This is a genomic window from Pseudovibrio exalbescens, assembly GCF_028737195.1.
Taxonomy (GTDB): domain Bacteria; phylum Pseudomonadota; class Alphaproteobacteria; order Rhizobiales; family Stappiaceae; genus Pseudovibrio; species Pseudovibrio zosterae.
Map to the genome: position 1 here is coordinate 112884 of NZ_JAQZAJ010000003.1, position 17624 is coordinate 130507.

The 17624-nt window shown below is 55.0% G+C and carries 14 protein-coding genes and 1 tRNA gene; 6 read left to right on the forward strand and 9 right to left on the reverse strand.

Going from position 1 to position 17624, the window contains the following annotated elements:
• Nucleotides 1-96: 96 nt before the first annotated feature.
• Nucleotides 97-375, reverse strand: coding sequence for a helix-turn-helix domain-containing protein (locus PUV47_RS09990; RefSeq protein WP_274218414.1), 279 nt, complete (start codon nt 373-375; stop codon nt 97-99).
• 922 nt (nt 376-1297) lie between these two features.
• Between PUV47_RS09990 and PUV47_RS09995 the strand changes: the two genes are divergently transcribed.
• Complete coding sequence (locus PUV47_RS09995) at nt 1298-1753, forward strand: MerR family transcriptional regulator (protein ID WP_274218415.1); 456 nt, start codon at nt 1298-1300, stop codon at nt 1751-1753.
• 108 nt (nt 1754-1861) lie between these two features.
• On the opposite strand, the gene carA is transcribed toward PUV47_RS09995, so the two are convergent.
• Nucleotides 1862-3040 (reverse strand): glutamine-hydrolyzing carbamoyl-phosphate synthase small subunit, encoded by a 1179-nt coding sequence (gene carA, locus PUV47_RS10000; protein ID WP_274218416.1) that lies wholly within the window; start codon nt 3038-3040, stop codon nt 1862-1864.
• A 240-nt stretch (nt 3041-3280) separates the two neighbouring features.
• Here carA and PUV47_RS10005 point away from each other — a divergent pair, with 240 nt between their 5' ends.
• From PUV47_RS10005 to rpoD, 3 genes are all read left to right on the forward strand, one after another.
• The gene (locus PUV47_RS10005) at nt 3281-3745 is read left to right on the forward strand and encodes a GatB/YqeY domain-containing protein (protein ID WP_274218417.1); all 465 of its coding nucleotides are present in this window, start codon (nt 3281-3283) and stop codon (nt 3743-3745) included.
• A 127-nt stretch (nt 3746-3872) separates the two neighbouring features.
• On the forward strand, nt 3873-5876 hold the full coding sequence (dnaG, locus tag PUV47_RS10010; protein ID WP_274218418.1) for a DNA primase: 2004 nt from the start codon (nt 3873-3875) through the stop codon (nt 5874-5876).
• A 432-nt stretch (nt 5877-6308) separates the two neighbouring features.
• Nucleotides 6309-8390 (forward strand): RNA polymerase sigma factor RpoD, encoded by a 2082-nt coding sequence (rpoD, locus tag PUV47_RS10015; protein WP_274218419.1) that lies wholly within the window; start codon nt 6309-6311, stop codon nt 8388-8390.
• 169 nt (nt 8391-8559) lie between these two features.
• Here rpoD and PUV47_RS10020 read toward each other — a convergent pair whose 3' ends face one another.
• Nucleotides 8560-10029: an MFS transporter gene (locus tag PUV47_RS10020; RefSeq protein ID WP_274218420.1), complete on the reverse strand. Its 1470-nt coding sequence runs from the start codon at nt 10027-10029 to the stop codon at nt 8560-8562.
• 587 nt (nt 10030-10616) lie between these two features.
• Between PUV47_RS10020 and PUV47_RS10025 the strand changes: the two genes are divergently transcribed.
• Nucleotides 10617-11846, forward strand: coding sequence for a cytochrome P450 (locus PUV47_RS10025; protein ID WP_274218421.1), 1230 nt, complete (start codon nt 10617-10619; stop codon nt 11844-11846).
• Between the two features lie 49 nt (nt 11847-11895).
• Here PUV47_RS10025 and speE read toward each other — a convergent pair whose 3' ends face one another.
• The 4 genes from speE to PUV47_RS10045 all read right to left on the reverse strand — a co-directional run bounded on the left by speE (nt 11896) and on the right by PUV47_RS10045 (nt 15362).
• The gene (gene speE, locus PUV47_RS10030) at nt 11896-12765 is read right to left on the reverse strand and encodes a polyamine aminopropyltransferase (protein WP_274218422.1); all 870 of its coding nucleotides are present in this window, start codon (nt 12763-12765) and stop codon (nt 11896-11898) included.
• Nucleotides 12766-13290 (reverse strand): adenosylmethionine decarboxylase, encoded by a 525-nt coding sequence (gene speD, locus PUV47_RS10035; RefSeq protein ID WP_274218423.1) that lies wholly within the window; start codon nt 13288-13290, stop codon nt 12766-12768.
• 169 nt (nt 13291-13459) lie between these two features.
• Nucleotides 13460-14194 carry an SIMPL domain-containing protein gene (locus PUV47_RS10040; protein WP_274218424.1) on the reverse strand — a complete coding sequence of 245 codons (735 nt, stop codon included), beginning with the start codon at nt 14192-14194 and terminating at the stop codon, nt 13460-13462.
• Nucleotides 14195-14285: 91 nt separating this feature from the next.
• Complete coding sequence (locus PUV47_RS10045) at nt 14286-15362, reverse strand: AI-2E family transporter (protein WP_274218425.1); 1077 nt, start codon at nt 15360-15362, stop codon at nt 14286-14288.
• Nucleotides 15363-15600: 238 nt separating this feature from the next.
• Between PUV47_RS10045 and PUV47_RS10050 the strand changes: the two genes are divergently transcribed.
• Nucleotides 15601-15677 (forward strand) — tRNA-Ile (locus tag PUV47_RS10050).
• A gap of 371 nt (nt 15678-16048) precedes the next feature.
• Here PUV47_RS10050 and PUV47_RS10055 read toward each other — a convergent pair.
• Entirely contained in the window at nt 16049-16561 is a 513-nt protein-coding gene (locus PUV47_RS10055) for a hypothetical protein (protein WP_274218426.1), read from the reverse strand.
• 67 nt (nt 16562-16628) lie between these two features.
• On the reverse strand, nt 16629-17552 hold the full coding sequence (locus PUV47_RS10060) for a LysR family transcriptional regulator (protein ID WP_274218427.1): 924 nt from the start codon (nt 17550-17552) through the stop codon (nt 16629-16631).
• Between the last annotated feature and the right edge of the window lie 72 nt (nt 17553-17624).

The following is a 17624-nucleotide window of genomic DNA, read 5'->3' on the forward strand; positions in this document are numbered from 1 at the left end:
TATTGCAGTTATGTCGGCTGAGCGAGCGTTATAAGAAATATTCCGAGGATGTAAAACCCTTAGAGCGCAAGTTAGCCGAAAATGTCGTCTTTATGATTAGAAATCGTCGGATGGGACTGGGTCGTGATCCAAAGGCAGGATGCGTTCGCCGTTGTAGTCGGCCACGCCTTGTGTCAGAGCAAAGCAGGCCAGCCGGACCGATTTAGGGATCTCGACTGGTCGGCCGTCGCGCTTGCCTTTTTCATAGTACTGGATCATTCGCTTTTTCAGCCCAAGATACTCTGCGGCCTCTTTTTGTTTGAGGCCGAGGGATCGTCGCCATGCTTTGAACTGTTCAGGGCGCATTTCCGGCTCTGTAAGGTTTTGCGTGTCCATTCAAGGTCTTCGCTTAGTTGTATGAAAAAAGGCAACACAAGTTTGCCACATGCCTAGCGAAATACAAATGCATAAATTGACAGATTTGCTCCAAAAGACCTCAGTGTTGGCTGGGGTTCCGCGGTGACGGCGTCCCGAGAGTGGGGTGTTCTGCTACAATTTCGTGCTGGCGGCTCCCTGAATCACCTCAGCAGATGAGCATTTCTGTGAGGCATTCTCAACAAATGCGGAGCGCACACAGAGCGTTTAAAGGACGCGAACTGCGGAATGCGCTCTGCAATTTCTGTGAATTATTTGGAATTTGAGGGGTAAGAAATCCGATAGTGGCTTGGAGTGACGTGAGGAAAAATCTATTTTGACGTAAATGTACGTCGCGTAATTTTGACCGTTTGGGAAAATTAGTATCGAGGAAAACGTTTTCTTTTCAGGAGGAATACTTCGAGCGTGGCTCCTCTCATCCTGCGGAAAGGGTTAGAGTTAACATGAACGACTGTCTCTGATTACTTGGTAGGTATCTAGGTTCTGCGGTCGGTTGATTTTTAACTAATTTCTTCTTTGTCGTATTGTGTGACTGCACGCTGCCGTTGTGTATACGTTACGCAGGGGAAGTAAAAAAACTTGACCGTCGGGTGTATTTTTTCGAGCGCATTGTGTAAATTATCAATAATTTCGCGCTCAGAAAATAACGACAGAGCGCGGAAGCGGATTGCAATGCTGTTTTCTGGCGCATCACGAGTGTCTCTGCGGGTACATTCGAGTTCAATCAGAAGTGGCAGCTGGTCTTAGAGCTATTACATAGTAACGAGCTGAAGAGTGGTATTACGGGGGGTAATGACGAGGTCACGCCGACTTAGGTGGGAAGTGGTGCGATCGAGTCTTTATAGCTCTTCAAAAATGGTGAATTAAGAAACCACCGGGCAAAATGGAAATGAACACAATTCCGACCAAGCTTGATGTAGTTCCTGATATTGCAGGGCCAATTCGCGATGATGATGGTGACGGTCAGCTGCTGGCTATCTCCGAAATGTCCGAGTTGTTCGGCGTTACCCTTCGCACACTCCGTTTCTACGAGGAAAAGGGTCTTTTGAACCCAGTGCGTCGTGGTGCTCGTCGTTTCTACCGTGCACGCGACGTGGGTCGCATGCGGGTCATCCTTCAAGCGAAGAAGATTGGCCTTACTTTGGCAGAAGTTCGCCGCATCATTAAGCTGGTTGAAAGCGGAACAGCCCGCGATAAGCAGCTTGGCGAGCTGAAAGAAATTTGCGCTGCACAGGAGCAGCTGCTGCTGGAGCAAGAGCAGGCGCTGAAAGAGCAGATCGCAGAGGTTCGCGGTGTTGTATCCGCTCTGAGCCAGGTTCTGGAGAGTGAACTGGCTTAATCGTCAGTTCCGACAAGTTTTTATGCAAAAGCCGGCCGCTTGCGCGCGCCGGCTTTTGCATTTTTATCTGCCGACTAAGGGGAGCCGCGTCGGGCTCCCGCTAGCCTTTCAGCTTGCCGCTGCTTCCATAAAGCCGGTGAACTTCTGGAAGAGGTATTGGCTGTCCTGTGGTCCAGGTGAGGCCTCTGGATGGTATTGCACGGAAAACACGGGCTTGTCCTTGAGCTTGATGCCGCAATTCGAGCCATCAAACAAAGATGTATGTGTTTGCTCAATACATTCTGGCAGGCTCTCTGCATCCACTGCAAAGCCATGGTTCATGGAGGTGATCTCAACCTTTCCGGTGGTCAGATCTTTCACAGGGTGGTTTGCGCCGTGATGTCCCTGATGCATCTTTTGCGTCTTGCCACCCAAGGCCAACGCGAGCATCTGGTGACCGAGGCAAATCCCGAAGATGGGCTTTCCGCTGTCGATAAGGCTTTTGATGGTTGGTACAGCATAGGCACCAGTGGCAGCCGGGTCGCCCGGACCATTGGACAGGAAGATGCCGTCCGGATTCAGCTCCAATATTTCTTTGGCTGAAGTCTCAGCCGGGACAACCGTGACCTTGCAGCCTGCTTCGGCAAGCAGACGCAGAATGTTGCGCTTTACGCCATAGTCGATGGCAACGACGTGGTGTTTGGGCGTGCTTTGGTTGCTGTAGCCCTCATCCCACTTCCATGTGGTCTCTTGCCAGTCATAGCGCTGCGCGGTTGTAACCTCTGCGGCCAGATCCATACCCTCCAGGCCCGGGAATGCCTTTGCCTGAGTGACGAGCGCTTCTTTATCGAAGTTCCCTTCCGGGTCGAATGCGATCACGGCATTTGGCATGCCAGTCTCGCGGATGAGGGCCGTCAGGGCTCGTGTGTCTACACCCGCGATCGCGACAATCCCTCGAGCCTTGAGCCATGCATCGAAATTCTTGGCTGCTCGGTAATTGGATGGTTCCGTGATGTCTGCTCGCAAGACCGCGCCTCGGACGCCGGTGTTGGCGGCCATGTTTACGGTTTCGATATCCTCGTCGTTGGTGCCGACGTTACCTATATGTGGAAAGGTAAAGGTTATGATCTGGCCCGCGTAGGAAGGATCAGTCAGGATCTCTTCGTAGCCAGTGATGGCGGTGTTAAAGCACACCTCGCCGGTCGCTGAACCCGTCGCGCCAAGGCCAAAACCTTCGATGACGGTGCCGTCAGCGAGGACTAGGAGGGCTGTTGGCAGGGTTGCGGACCAAGCATCTACAGGTTTCATGTCTTGCTTTCTTGATACGGTTGGTGACATCATGCGGCCATCAACAGCTTGCTACAGGGGTTGACTTTAGCTCACTGCAGTCGCATCAAGGCTGGGAATGTAGGAGATGGCTCCGAACTGGTCAATATCACTTATTGTGAATTAAAGCCGCTTGATTTCAGAGAATTACATCAAAATCTAAAATCGAATTAGACTGTCATTATTAGCCAGTGGACGATTTTTAAACTAGGGTTCCATGTAATGCTGCGTGAAAAACTGGCCGATGCCTTGAAGCAGGCTTTGGAGAGCAATGACAAGAGAAGAGCCGCAACCCTAAGGCTGATCAGCGCTGCCATCAAGGATCGTGAAACGGCGGCGCGTGAGCAAGGCCGTGATGGTGTGTCCGAAGAAGAGGTGCTCAACCTGCTGCGGCACATGGTTGACCAACGCATGCATGAGTGCGTCACATGCGAGAAGACCGGCAACACCGTGCTCGCCTTGCAGGAACAGCAGGAAGCTGACCTGATCCGCGAGTTCCTTCCGCCGCAGCTTTCCGAGTATGAAGTGCGCCTGATCTGCAAGACCGTTGTTGACAACCTGGAAGCCAAAGGGCTTCGCGATATGGGGCGCTGCATGTCGGTGCTGAAGGACAAATACCCCGGCCAGATGGACTTTGCCAAAGCAAGCTGCGTCGTCAAAGAGCTTTTGCGGCCAGCGGCGCAATAGTCCTTCTCTGCCTCTGGATTAGTTTTCTTCACATGTGTAATGCCTAGCTTGACGTTGTTTGGCGTCTTTGGCTTAACTCGTCCATCAATGGCCATCATAGTGGCTCCTCAGAGGTACCTTTACTCGCATGCGCTTTGCTCCGCAGTTGCTCGATGATATTCGCAATCGATTGCCCTTGTCAGAGGTGGTTAGTCGCCGTGTAACTTGGGATCGGCGAAAGTCGCAGCCGGGCAAAGGGGACTATTGGGCGTGCTGTCCGTTCCATCAGGAAAACACACCCAGCTTCCACGTTGATGACCGCCGCAATCGATACAAGTGTTTTGGCTGCGGGGCGTCGGGGGACCACTTTCGCTTTTTGACGGATACGGAAGGGTTGAGCTTTCCGGAGGCTGTGGAGCAGCTTGCGGAAATGGCAGGCGTTGCGCTGCCGGCACCAGATCCGCAAGCGGCCAAGAAGCAGCAGCAGCGTACAAGCCTGACGGATGTATGTGAGCTTGCAGCCAAGTATTTTCGATCTGTCTATCTCAGTCCTCAAGGGGAGCACGTGCGCGCCTATGCCGCGCGGCGCAAACTCTCTGCTGAAGTGCAGGAAGAGTTCGTGTTTGGATTTGCCCCTCCGGGACGCGACAATCTGAAGAAAGCGCTGTTGGAACGGGGCGTGGAAGAGGCCATGCTCGTTGAGGCTGGTCTTGTCATCAAGCCGGATGACGGACGCCCGTCCTACGACCGGTTTCGCAACCGTTTGATGATCCCGATCCACGATGAGCGTGGCCGTGTGGTGGCATTTGGCGGCCGAACCATGGATCCCGAGGGGCAGCCAAAGTACCTCAACTCGCCCGAGACGCCGATCTTCTACAAGGGCACGATGTTGTTCAACGCGCACAGAGCGCGGCAACCTGCCTTTGAGAGCAAGCAGGCCATCGTCGTTGAAGGCTATATGGATGCCATTGCTGTGTGGCAAGCAGGCTTTAAAGGCGTTGTGGCCAGTCTGGGTACGGCGTTTACGGAAGAGCAGTGCGTGCGCCTTTGGAAGTTCGCAGACGAGCCGATCATCTGCTTTGATGGGGACGCCGCCGGCATTTCGGCTGCTCATCGTTCCATTGATCGCATTCTTCCTGTGCTTGCAAGCGGCAAGTCGTTTCAGTTTTCGTTGTTGCCGGATGGCAAAGACCCTGATGACCTGATTTCTGAGAAGGGGCCGCAGGGGTTCAATGAGGAACTTGCCAAGGCGCTGCCGCTTTCTCAGGTTGTTTGGGACCGGGAGACAAGTCAGGCGCGCATAGACACGCCAGAGCGCAAGGCGGCTCTCGAAAAGGCATTTGATGATCTTATCGCGACGATCAAGGATGAGCGCGTTCGCAACCGCTATCAACGCGATTTCCGATTGCGGCTCTCCAATCTGTTTTATGAGGAAAGCCGACGTGCCCGTGGCGCCACTGGCAGTGGAGACAGGAAACAAGGCGGCAGCTGGAACCAGGCCTCTGGAAAGCAAGGTCGCTACGAAGTGCGTGGCTTTCAGAGCCGTGTTGCTGCGCCGGAGACCGCCAAGTTTGGCACCGAGCGCACGCTCTGCGCCATGTGCCTGACCTTTCCGGATTTGTTCGATCGGCATTACGAGCGCATATCGCAGCTTCATTTCACCAATGAACTCCACCAGAGGTTCATGGATGAGTATTGCCGGTTCTCTACTGACCTCAAGCGCGAGTCTGTGGCAGCCTATTTCAGTCAACTTGATGATCGCTTCTATCGAATCCTGTCTGAGGTGCGCGGGTCCGAGCTCGAAGCAGCGGAAGCGCCAATTGCAGCGGGTGTACATAAGTGGGATGAGCTGCGTCATCGCTTGCCCATCTTGAAGATGAATCCGCCAGAAGACTTCATTGAGCAAATGTTTGTGCACTTCATGGATGTGATCGAGCTTGAGCAGTTGGAGCGCGAGCTGAATGAAGAGCTTGAAGCTGTCTCTGAAAACCTTGATGAGGATGGCTGGGTTCGTATCCAGGCTTTGACGCAATCGTTGTCGCGTCGGCGGGAAGAATGCGCAAGAGAAGATCAGGAACTTGCAGAACGTGCAAAGCGCATGCGTTCGGCAAAGCCAACTTATGACCAGGAAGGCGGCGCGGCGGCTTTTTAGGTTGAGGCCCCTGTATCTGACCAAAACTTTGCGCAATTTAGCAAAAATTAGATTGCTCAGTGTCGAATCACACTTGCGAATCACGCAAGGCAAGCTAAATACACAAGACAAACAGCAAATAGGAGCGCCGCAGACCATTGCAGAGGTCACTAAGGCGAATTGAGAATCTGGTTTTATGCTGTTGCAATCCATCTTTTGCCGGAGAACGAGCCACGGGTTCGCGCGTCTATCTTTTGAGAAAGGATAGATAACCGCGAAAAACACGTGCACTGTTTCGCGCCCCGAAGATGGACCTGAGGGTTTAATCACGCAGTTGGATGCAGCTGGCCCTTTGGCGTCAACAGTAGATAGTTTGGTCCGCCCGTACGCGGGGCAGGCCAAGAGTAGAAACGCGATAACCGCGAGGCATTGCCCGCGGCTTTGGAGCAAAATATGGCGACGAAGGCGACGCAAGCTGAAGATACACAGGAACAGGCAGCAGGTGGAGAAGGCCAGGACGGCCCTCTTCTTGATCTGTCTGTCGCCGCCGTCAAGAAGATGATCAAGACCGCGAAAAAGCGCGGTTATGTCACTTACGACGAGCTGAATGAGGTTCTTCCGCCTGAACAAGTAAGCTCCGAGCAGATTGAAGACACGATGTCCCTTCTTTCCGAGATGGGAATTAACGTGATCGAAGCTGAGGAAGCTGAAGAGAGCAAGGAAGAAGAGGTAGAGGGCGGAGATCTTGTCGTCGCGGCCAGCACGGCCGTTGCCAAGACAACCACCACCCGCGAACCTTCTGACCGTACCGACGACCCGGTGCGCATGTACCTGCGTGAAATGGGCTCTGTGGAGCTGCTTTCTCGTGAAGGTGAAATCGCAATTGCAAAGCGCATCGAGGCTGGCCGTGAGGCCATGATCGCTGGTCTTTGCGAAAGCCCGCTGACCTTTCAGGCGATTATCATTTGGCGCGACGAACTGAACGAAGGCAAGGTTCTGCTTCGCGACATCATCGACCTTGATGCGACCTATGCGGGCCCTGACGCCAAGGCTGGCCCTTCTGAAGAAGACTTGGAAGAGCAGGAAGAGGCTGGCGAGGGCGAGGTGCCTGAAGCTGTTCGTCAGCGCGAGCTGGAAGAGCGCAAGAAAAAAGCTGAAGAAGCCAAGCGGGCTGACGGCAATGGCGCGGCCGAAGTTCCTGCACCGGCTGAGGGCGAAGAAGGCGAGGGCACCGGCGAGGACGAGGACGATGACGAATACGAAGCGAACGTCTCTTTGTCTGTCATGGAAGCTGAGCTGAAGCCGAAGGTTGTTGAGACCTTCGACCGCATTGCTGAAGACTACGCAAAGCTGCGCAAGCTTCAGGACCAGCTGGTTGAAAACAAGCTGGCCAACAAGACCCTGTCTCCGTCTCAGGAGCGTCGCTACAAGAAGCTCAAGGAAGACATCATCATCGAGGTGAAGAGCCTCTCCTTGAATGCAAATCGTATCGAAGCGCTGGTTCATCAGCTTTACGACATCAACAAGCGTTTGATGGGGTACGAAGGCCGCCTGCTTCGTATTGCAGATGGACACGGCGTGAACCGCGCTGAGTTCGTGAAGTACTATCAGGGCAACGAGCTCGACCCGAACTGGATTCGCAAGGTTGCCAATCTTTCCGGTCGCGGATGGAAGAAGTTCGTCGCCAATGATGGCGACATGATCCGGGAACTGCGACAGGAGATTCAAACTCTTGCCACTGAAACGGGTCTGGAAATCACCGAGTTCCGCAAGATCGTTTCCATGGTGCAAAAGGGTGAGCGCGAGGCGCGCATCGCCAAAAAGGAAATGGTGGAAGCCAACCTGCGTCTGGTTATCTCCATTGCCAAGAAATACACCAACCGCGGACTTCAGTTCCTTGACCTCATTCAGGAAGGCAACATCGGCCTGATGAAGGCGGTCGACAAGTTCGAATACCGCCGTGGTTACAAGTTCTCGACCTATGCCACATGGTGGATCCGTCAGGCGATTACCCGTTCCATCGCGGACCAGGCTCGCACGATCCGTATCCCGGTTCACATGATCGAGACGATCAACAAGATCGTACGCACTTCCCGTCAGATCCTTCACGAGATTGGCCGTGAGCCAACACCGGAAGAACTGGCCGAGAAGCTGCAGATGCCGCTTGAGAAGGTGCGTAAGGTTCTCAAGATCGCGAAGGAGCCGATCTCCCTTGAGACGCCAATTGGCGATGAGGAAGACAGCCATCTGGGTGATTTCATTGAGGACAAGAACGCGATCTTGCCAATCGATGCGGCCATTCAGGCGAACCTGCGTGAAACCACGACCCGCGTTCTGGCCTCTTTGACGCCGCGCGAAGAGCGCGTTCTGCGTATGCGCTTTGGTATCGGCATGAACACCGACCACACTCTGGAAGAGGTTGGTCAGCAGTTCTCCGTTACTCGTGAACGTATCCGCCAGATTGAAGCCAAGGCTCTGCGTAAGCTGAAGCATCCTTCCCGGTCTCGTAAACTGCGTTCGTTCCTCGACAGCTAGACGACAAGCCAGTTCCAGACTTGAAAAGCCCGCCATTTCGGCGGGCTTTTTTGTTGGAACCGCTCTTGGCAAAACGAGAGGGTTGCCACGTTGTCTGCCTGATCTCAGTTTCCCATAACCCACCTTAAGGGGGATAAGGTTCAACGGGTTTTGCCGAAGTCTTGATGGGCTATTGCATGAGATGCTTTTGCAGGCGGAAGGAGAGCAGGGCGGCGATGGCGGAGAGGATGGCCATGATGCCGAAGACGGTTGGGCCTGCAGATGTCGCCGCTTGTGCTGTGACCAGTTCTTCGGTTGTTGTTGATGACATTCCGAAGATTGCGGCCAGCAAGGAGGCAAGGGCTGCGCCGATTGCAATGCCACCATTGGTGAGCGTCGGCAGGATTCCCGAGGCTCTATCCCTGTCTTCTTGACTTGATGAGAACATGACGGAGCGGGTCAGGAACTGGTTTGAAAGGCCGGAGCCCACGCCTGACAAGATGCAGGCAAAGACGAACAGGGGCAATGAGGCAAGGTGCAGGGAAAGTGCCATGGTGGCGAGGGCCAGTGCGATGAAGCTGATGCCAATGCTGATTAGCCGCGCGCGGGCCTTGGCATCCTGCGTGTTTGCGACAAACCAAGCCGCAATGGTCCAAGCGAAAGCAAGTGTTGCCATGGCGTAAGCCGCTTCGGTGACACCCAGTCCCCACAAGCTTTGCAGAATGGCGTTGCCATACACCATGCGCACCGATGCGGAGACGGCAGTGAGCAGCATGATCCACATGACCAAGCCTACGATGCTGTTGAGCTGAAACGCGGTTTTAGGGATGAAGGGACTCGCTGCCACGCGGTCCCATGCGCGGGCCAGAAACAGCAGGACCATGCCGCCGACCAAATAGAGCGCCCCTTCGGCAACGCTGCGCACCTCGCCGACAAAACTGATGATCAAGATTGCAAGCGCGATCAATCCCAGACGGGGCAGCATGTCCAGATCCTTGCGCGAGGTCTTCTGGCTGCTTGCTTCTTCCTTCGGCATTGCGGTGACGGCAAGGACGAGCAGCACCAGCACCAGGGGCAGGTTGACGTAATATGCCGCACGCCACGACCATGTCTCCGTCAGGGCGCCCGCTGCGATGGGTCCGACACCGGCGGCCATGGCCCACACCAACGCTGTCATGGAAAAGACCGTTGCAACCAAACGCTCCGGGAAGAGCTGGGGAATGACGGCGTAAATGACCGCGACGATCATGCCCTCGCCGAAGCCTTGCAGGAAACGCCCGACAAGCAGCAGCTCCAGATTGGAGGCCGCTCCTGCCAGCAACGAGCCCGCGGCGAGAATGAGACTGGCCAGCACAAACAAAGACCGCGCGCCAAGGCGGCCCTTGAAGGTGCCGGTGACAGTGCCAGACATGATCGAAGCCACCTGAAACAAGCTGAAAATCCAGAAGGCGCGGTCTTGCCCGCCAATGTCGCGGATGATGCTGGGGAGCACGGCGTTGGACACGATGCCATTTACCGCATGGGAGCCTACGCCAAGGCAGATCAGTGTGGAGGACAGCAGATACGGGGAGGACACGAGTTCCAGAAAGGGGTGGGGGCGCTTGACGCTTGCGGTGGAGGACGCGTCCTCGGTCAGCTCAGGGGAGGGAGAGTGAGTCATGTGGATGCCTTTTAGAAAGATTTTTATTTTTATATTCCGAGCCAATTAAAAAAGTAAAGTCTTATTATATTCATCGTGTGCAAAAATACGCCGAGGACCTCCGCGCGGCACGCCGCCGAGAGTATGGTGGGGTTTTTCCGCCGTAGCGGGAGTGGCAAGGCGTACAGGCAATGCCTGCGCTTGAAAATTAAACTTGAGTCTTCGGCATTGGCTGGCGCCTTGCCCAGACATTTTGATGAAGCGTTGATTCCTTCACTTATGGACGCGAATAGGCAGTTGCCTGCCACCGCTGTACGCCCACAGCAAAGGCTCTTCCCCCCCGAACCATGCGGCCTCGCTCGGGTTACGCTTCACTGGCTCCTCTGGAAAGATGCGTTACCCCTTTCCATTGGCCCGTCTGGCCCACGACACGTGGCGGACGGCCCACCACGGCCCGGTTTCGTGGGCACAGATTTGATGGTAGCCGAGCGCCGGATAGGGGGACAAGTTTGAGGGTGCCTCACATTTACGCTCTGCTGCGTTTTTGCGGGAAATGGGGGCGTTTTGCCGGTAAGCTCGGCGAAAACAAGAAAAGTGGAGGCTATTTCATGAAAACCACCTCAGCCGCGTACAGCGGGAACACCGGTCTGTTCGGTCCTGCGATGATTGAGAACCCCTATCCACTCTACCAGGGGCTGAGGGCTCGTGACCCTGTACACTGGGATGAGGGAATGGGCGCTTGGGTTTTAACCAGTTATGAGCACTGCAAGACGGCCCTTAAAGATCCTCGGTTTTCGTCGGATCGCGTTTCCAAGATGCGCCATCGTTACGCTGAAGACTATCAGGAACTCTTTGATATCCTGTCTGTTTTGATGGTTCAAGTGGATGAGCCGCTGCATGGGCGGTTGCGGGATTTGGTCCACCATGCCTTTACCAGAACGGCGGTTGAAACCTACGAAGAGCCTATCAGATCGCGGGGGCGTGCGCTGATAGAAGCGATGCTGGAAAAGCCGGAGGCGGATTTCATTGCGGACTTTGCCATTCCTCTGCCTATTCTTGTGATCTCCGATATAGTTGGTATTCCTGAGGAGGACCGGCATCTGGTGAAGAAGTGGTGCGATGACTACACTGTGGTCGCGCTGAACTACTACACGCACCTGACCAAGCAGCAGCTTGAAGATGGGTTGAGTAGCGTACGGGCTTTCAAGCTTTATCTTTTTGAGCGTGTCGCCGAGATTCGCAGGTCGCCCGGTGACAACCTGTTGAGCGAGTTGGTTCTGGCGGAGCGGGACGGCCATGTCCTTTCCGAAGTCGAGCTGCTGGCGAACACCATTTTGCTGCTGAATGCAGGAAATGAAACGACAACGGCACTCTTGGGAAATGGTCTGAAGCTGCTGATGGACAATCCTGCGCAGTTTCAGGTGTTACGCGAACGGCCCGAGCTGATTCCGAACGCCATCGAGGAGTTTTTGCGTCTCGACAGCCCCGTGCAGTATGTGGGCCGGGTTGCCAAGGAAGACGTGCGTTTGGGTGACACGACGATCGCAAGGGGAGAGTTGGTGCTTGTGATGCTTGGTGCGGCGGGACGCGACCCGGCTTTGCTGGATGAACCGAACAAGCTGGATGTGACGCGCACGCACGACCATCATTTGGCGTTTGGCACGGGGCACCACCTTTGCGCGGGTGTTCAACTGGCCCGTATGGAAAGCCGCATCGCCTTTGAAGAACTGTTGAAGATGACCAGCCGCATAGAGAGTTTGCCGGGGGAGTTGCGGCACAGTGAGAACTTCAGTCTGCGCTGCTACAAATCGCTGCCAGTCCGGCTGGTGGCAAGGTGAGGGACGTACAGGCTCTGGCAGTCAAAGCCTGTACGCAATATCAGCGGCCTCAAGCGGCGGCTTTTCCGTCCTTCACAGCGTCCAAGATGAACTTGGGCAGGGCAAAGGCCGCCTGATGAACCTCAGGCGTGTAGTAACGGGTTTCAATACCCGCTTGCGCAAAGCGCTCCTCCAGCGTGCTCAGCGGCACGCGGCGCAGCGTCTCGTCATCTGTGGCCCAGCCAAGGGTCATGTGACCACCGAAATACGTCGGAATGGCCGCTACGTAGGCGTAGGCATCATTATAGATGCGAGCAAAGCGCGAGATGCTGTCCACCAGCTCCTGACGCTGCAGGAACGGCACGCCGTTCTGGGTGACCAGAACACCGCCCGGCTTCAAGGTTGCATGCACATCGCGGTAGAACTCCTCGGTAAAGAGCACTTCGCCGGGGCCATGGGGATCGGTTGAATCAACCATGACCACATCGAAACGCTCTTCTGTTTCCTTGAAGTAGCGCGCACCATCGGTGATGACGAGATTGAAGCGCTCATCATCGACAACGCCAGTGTTGAACGCGGAGAAGTGTTCAACGGAGAAGTCGACGACGGACTGATCGATCTCGATCTGTGTCAGCTTTTCGATGGTCTTGTGCTTGAGTGCTTCCTCAGCCATGCCGCAGTCGCCGCCGCCAACAATGGCGACGTGCTTGGCGTTGCCATGCGCCAGAATGGGCACGTGGCTCATCATCTCGTGATAGATGAACTCGTCTGAGGTGGTTACCTGTGTAACGCCATCGAGCATGAGCACCCGGCCGAACACCGGATTGTCGAAGAGCACCATGTCCTGATGCTCTGTCTTTTGCTCAAAGATGATGTTGTCGGCCCGAAAGGAGACCTGTACGCCCTCGTAAAGCGTCTCCTCAAAGTACTTCCTGGTCACTTAGTTGACCTCCTTGCCGCGCAGGAGTTCGTTGACTTCGGCTCGCTCGGCCGCGAAGGCCTGCTTGAGAATGTCAACGCAGACTTCTGGCTTTGCATCGCCGCACATGAACACGTCAAAGGCGGCGTAACCACATTCCGGCCAGGTGTGCACTGAGATATGGCTCTCAGCCAACACGGCCACCCCACTTACTCCAGTGGGCTCAAAAGGATGAAGATGAATATGCAGCAGCGTTGCGCCTGCAGCATCAATACAGCGCTTCAAGGTTTCCTCTATGTATGCCTGATCGTTGAGACGCTTGGCATCATAAAGGTCGATAATCAAATGCGCACCAGCGCACTGAACACCATCACGTTCAATGAAGTGGTCCAGTCGATTATCATCGTTGCCTGTAACACCGGCAACAAGCTTAGAGTTTTCTTCCTTTTGGGTGGTGCTTCTTGGCTCAATCTTAGAAAGGGGCGTGTCTTTTGCCCAGCGAGCCTCCAAGTCCATCCCCAATTGAAAGAGGGCGTCGTGAGACATGGCGCTCTCCCCAACCAGTAGATGTACCCCGGATCATTCCGGTCCGGCCTCTCTATAGAAAATCACCTATGATTACAATGATGAATATTCTGAGTGCTCGCATTACACGTGCACAGGTGCAAAAACGCGACACAAAGAAAAGGCCCTCAAAGGGAGGGCCTTTTGATGATTATTGTTCCAGCTCAATGGTTAAGACCACATTCGCGGAAAGCTGTTCTTCGCCAGCCGAGATGGGCGCAGCCTTGTCCATTGCTGCCCGCGCCATGTACATAACTTCTGGACGCGGGTAGTTGCCGGAGCCGCTTTCATTGATGGTGAGGATATCACCAAGTTCAACGCCTGCGGCCTCTGCGTAAAGTTTTGCCTTGCGCAGGGCGTCCTTTACGGCCATCTGACGGGCCTCATCCAGCTTCTCCTCAGGTTCGGAAACCACAAAGCTGATCTGACCCACGCTGTTGGCACCTGCATCAACCATGGAGGTGAGCAGAGCTCCCAGTTTGCTGACATCGTCGCTGGCCACTTCCACGCCGTTGCTGACACGGTAAGCCACAATCTGTGGCGCTTCGCCGTTTTCGCGTGACTGCCTTGAGTTGTCGTAGACCGGGTTGATGCCAAAACCGGAGGTCTGGATGTTCTTGTCTTCGATACCTGCGGCCTGAATTTGTTCGATGAGTGCTTTGACCTGCTGTGAGTTCTCAGAGAGGGCCTCTTGAGCGGAGGCTTTCTGGGTGACAACACGGGAGACCACGATGGCACGGTCTGGCACCACACTGACGCTTCCCGAGCCGGAAACCGTGATGGTGTGGGTGTTGCTGTCTTGCGCCATGGCTGGCAGGCTGGTGGATACAACGCTAAGTGCAAGAACTGAAACAAGGCCAAGACCTGCGAGCTTCTTAAAAGACATTTTTAGTCCTCCGTGAAATGCTGGAGTTTGTGGCAGTTGCCGTTGATGCGAGAGAACGGGAGGAATGCGGCAGCACTCAGGCAAGGCCTTGTCAATTCAGCGGTTTTGTCTTGTCCTCTAGCAGTATGGGCTCGCCGACCTCACCGTTTCCGGAGAACAGGATGGCGATGGGTCGCGATGCCGGGAACTGCGCACACACCATGATGATGAATACCATCAGAGGTACACATAGCACCATTCCGATGACGCCCCAAATCGAGCCCCAGAAGCTCAAGGAGATGATTATCACCAGGGGCGAGATGTTCAGACTGGTGCCCATGAGGCGGGGGTCGAGAATGCTGCCAAGGACGAACTGAATGAGGCCCAAACCGATGGCGACGATCAAGAAGTTGCTCAAATTGTCAAAGAACACCAGTGCGAACATGCTGGCGAAGACAACGGCGATCATGGAGCCGATCGTTGGGATGTAGTTCAGCAGGAACGTTATGAAGCCAAACAGCTCGGCGTAGGGCAGTCCGACCGCCTTCAGCAGGAAGTAGGTGAGAAACCCTGTGGCCAGACTGATGGCGGTCTTGATGCCCACATAGTGGCGCATGCGCTGGCCGATCTCACGGCGAATGCCGAGGGCAAGGCGTGCGCGCTCGGGGCGGTCGAAGAAGGCTTCGATCTTGCGGTCAAAGGTGCTTTCTTCGAAGATCATGAACAGCACATAGACGAAAATCAGTGTGCTGGAACCTGCAATTGTCGTCAGTACGCCGGCAGCGGCGGAAATTGTCTGGCCAATGGAGAAGTTGGGCAGCACATCAGAAAGGCCGATGGGGTCATCCAGTTTCAGCTGGGTGGAAATGGTGAGGAACACCTCATCCAGACGGCGCTGGTAGAGCGGAGCGTCGGCGGCCATTTGCTGAAGGCTGGTGGAAACGATGTCGAAGACGAACTTGCCAGCGACCAGCATCAGGCACAACGACACCACAATGCCTAATGGGCGCGGCACAAGGCGGCCCAGATAAGGAACGGAGCGAACGGCTTCTGCCAGAGACGAGATCAGGTACCACAGGACGGAGGCGATGATTAGCGGGATGAGAATGGATCTGCCGATGACCAAGAGCCACCCGATCAGCATGACGAGAATGAGGGCGAGTGTCAGTTTTAGCAGAGTGCTATTCATTTCAGGTACCTGCGCGGGCGGAGCGTTATGGCTTGGAACCTAGGGAGGACCTCCAAGATATGCAACTATTTGAGCATGGAGAGGATGAACGTCCTGCATCCACAATGCAAATGAAGAGCTTGGCTTGCATCTTCTTGCAAACACAGATTTCAACAGAAACCCACGCTTGCGCAAAAACCTGTTGTAACTAGGGTGTTTACTCGGTGAGCCAGGTTGGTATAGGAAAAGCATCTGGTAAGGGCCTGTAGCTCAACTGGTTAGAGCCGTCCGCTCATAACGGACTGGTTGGGGGTTCAAGTCCCTCCGGGCCTACCACCTTCCCATTGCGGCGTTGAAAATGCTGCTTGATGCCCTCACTACTACCCCCGACATACGAGACTTGAAGAGCTGGGAGCTTTGTCGCGGTTCGGATGCTGTTTGTTGTTGCGTCAGCCACAGCGCCATGGTGAGCGGCTGTGCCAAGGAGTGAGCCGTTGCTCGATGCGGTGCGATCTCGCTCCGTCAGCTTGCCAGCCCACAGTGGTACACAGCGGGCTTATCGCAGCCAGGTTTGCCGGACAGATACAGCTGGAAAACAAGGCTTGCTCAGGAGGGACGGGGCGGGCTGGTTTGCCTTTGGAGGCTCTTTCAATAGCAACACGCCCGGATGGGGCGTGTTGTGCTGTGCGTCTGGCAAGAGGGGCTCGTTACTGCGCTTTTTTTCGCTCTATCACGTCAAGCACGGCGACCATGACGATGCCGTAGAGCACATGGCCAACGAGGGCCACCCAAGCGATGCCGGTGAAATTCAGGAAAAACGGCAGGCCTGCGATGAACGTGATGCCTCCGATGGCGAAAAGCCAAAGGCCAAACCCGTAGATTGCAGAGGGCAGGAACCAATGGGTGTTGCCGATGATCTTTTGCCAGATTGGGGCAAAAATGTACATCCAGCCGATTGGGTAGCCGATCAGACCGACCAAGTAGAAGTGAACGAAATAGCCTGCAAACGCGTTGTTTGGTAGGCCCAAGCTGCCAAGCAGGCTTTGCGCCAGTCCGTGTGGGGAAAGATTGGCAAAGCCCAAGCCGGGGCTGACGATCTGGCCCCAGAAGTCGAAGGCAATCGTGGCAACGAAGCCTGAAATGAACATCAATCCCAAGGTGTCGACGTTCATTTTGGGCAGTGTTGCGGTGAGGGGGCGTTCAGAAGTCAAGGCAAGCATGGGCTTTCTCCTGGGGCGTTGAGGGGGAGTTATGGGCGTTGATGGGGCTTCGTGTTGCGACACCGCTTCAGGCGGTGTCCGGGACCACGGCTTTTTTCTGCTGATGGGGTTTTCCGAATTCGCTCCAGTCAATCGATCGGCACAGACGCACGAACAGGTCCACCACGGGTGTGTGGCGTCGTCCTCTCTTGGTTATGACGGAAACGGTGCGTTCGATATCCGGCTCGACAAGCGGCCTTTTTTGCAGTTGAGGATGAGATGCCAGACTTTTCGGCATGACAGCGCAGCCAAGTCCGGCAATGACCATCGCCTGAATCCACGACTCGTGTTCGCTCTTGAAGCGCTCGTCAACAGACCCGTCGTCCTTGAAGCCGGCAGCCTCCAGGAAAGTCAGGTATTCGCAGTTGATGCGTTCCAGATAGCGCTCCCCGTCAAGGGCCTTTAGAGGCACATTGTCCATTTGCGCAAAGCGGTGGCCTTGCGGAAACGTGATGACATACTTCTCGGTGAAAAGCGGTGTGGCTGACAGATCGTCCGCATACGTGGGCAGAGCGGCCAGAGCGATGTCGATCTCGCCGTCCTGAAGCATATCCACCACCTTCTGGCCTGATCCTTCTCGCAGGCAGAGCTTAAGCTCCGGGGCCTCGCGCTGGAAGAAGTCGATCAGGCTCATGAGACTTTCGGGCGCGATCGTGCACATGCAGCCGAGCGTAAGCGTGGAGTTTCGAAGGTTTTGAAAATCCAGCGCATCTTTCTGGGCGAACTCAGTCAATGCCAGTGCCTGCTCCAGCCGGGGGTGGATCGCGCGGCCAAGCTCGGTGAGGTGGGTTCTGCGGCCCTCCCGGCGGAACAAGGGGCCGCCGAACTCATCCTCCAGTTTTCGTATGGCCTTGGTCAGAGACGGCTGAGAAATACCGCATTGCTCTGCAGCCCGCGTGAAGTTGAGCGTTTCTGCAACGGCTACAAAATATCTAAGTTGATGCAACTCCATCGGGCTTTTCCGTTTATTGCTTTCACCAAGATGACTTTAAGTCAGAATGAATACTATGAACCATTTCGAATG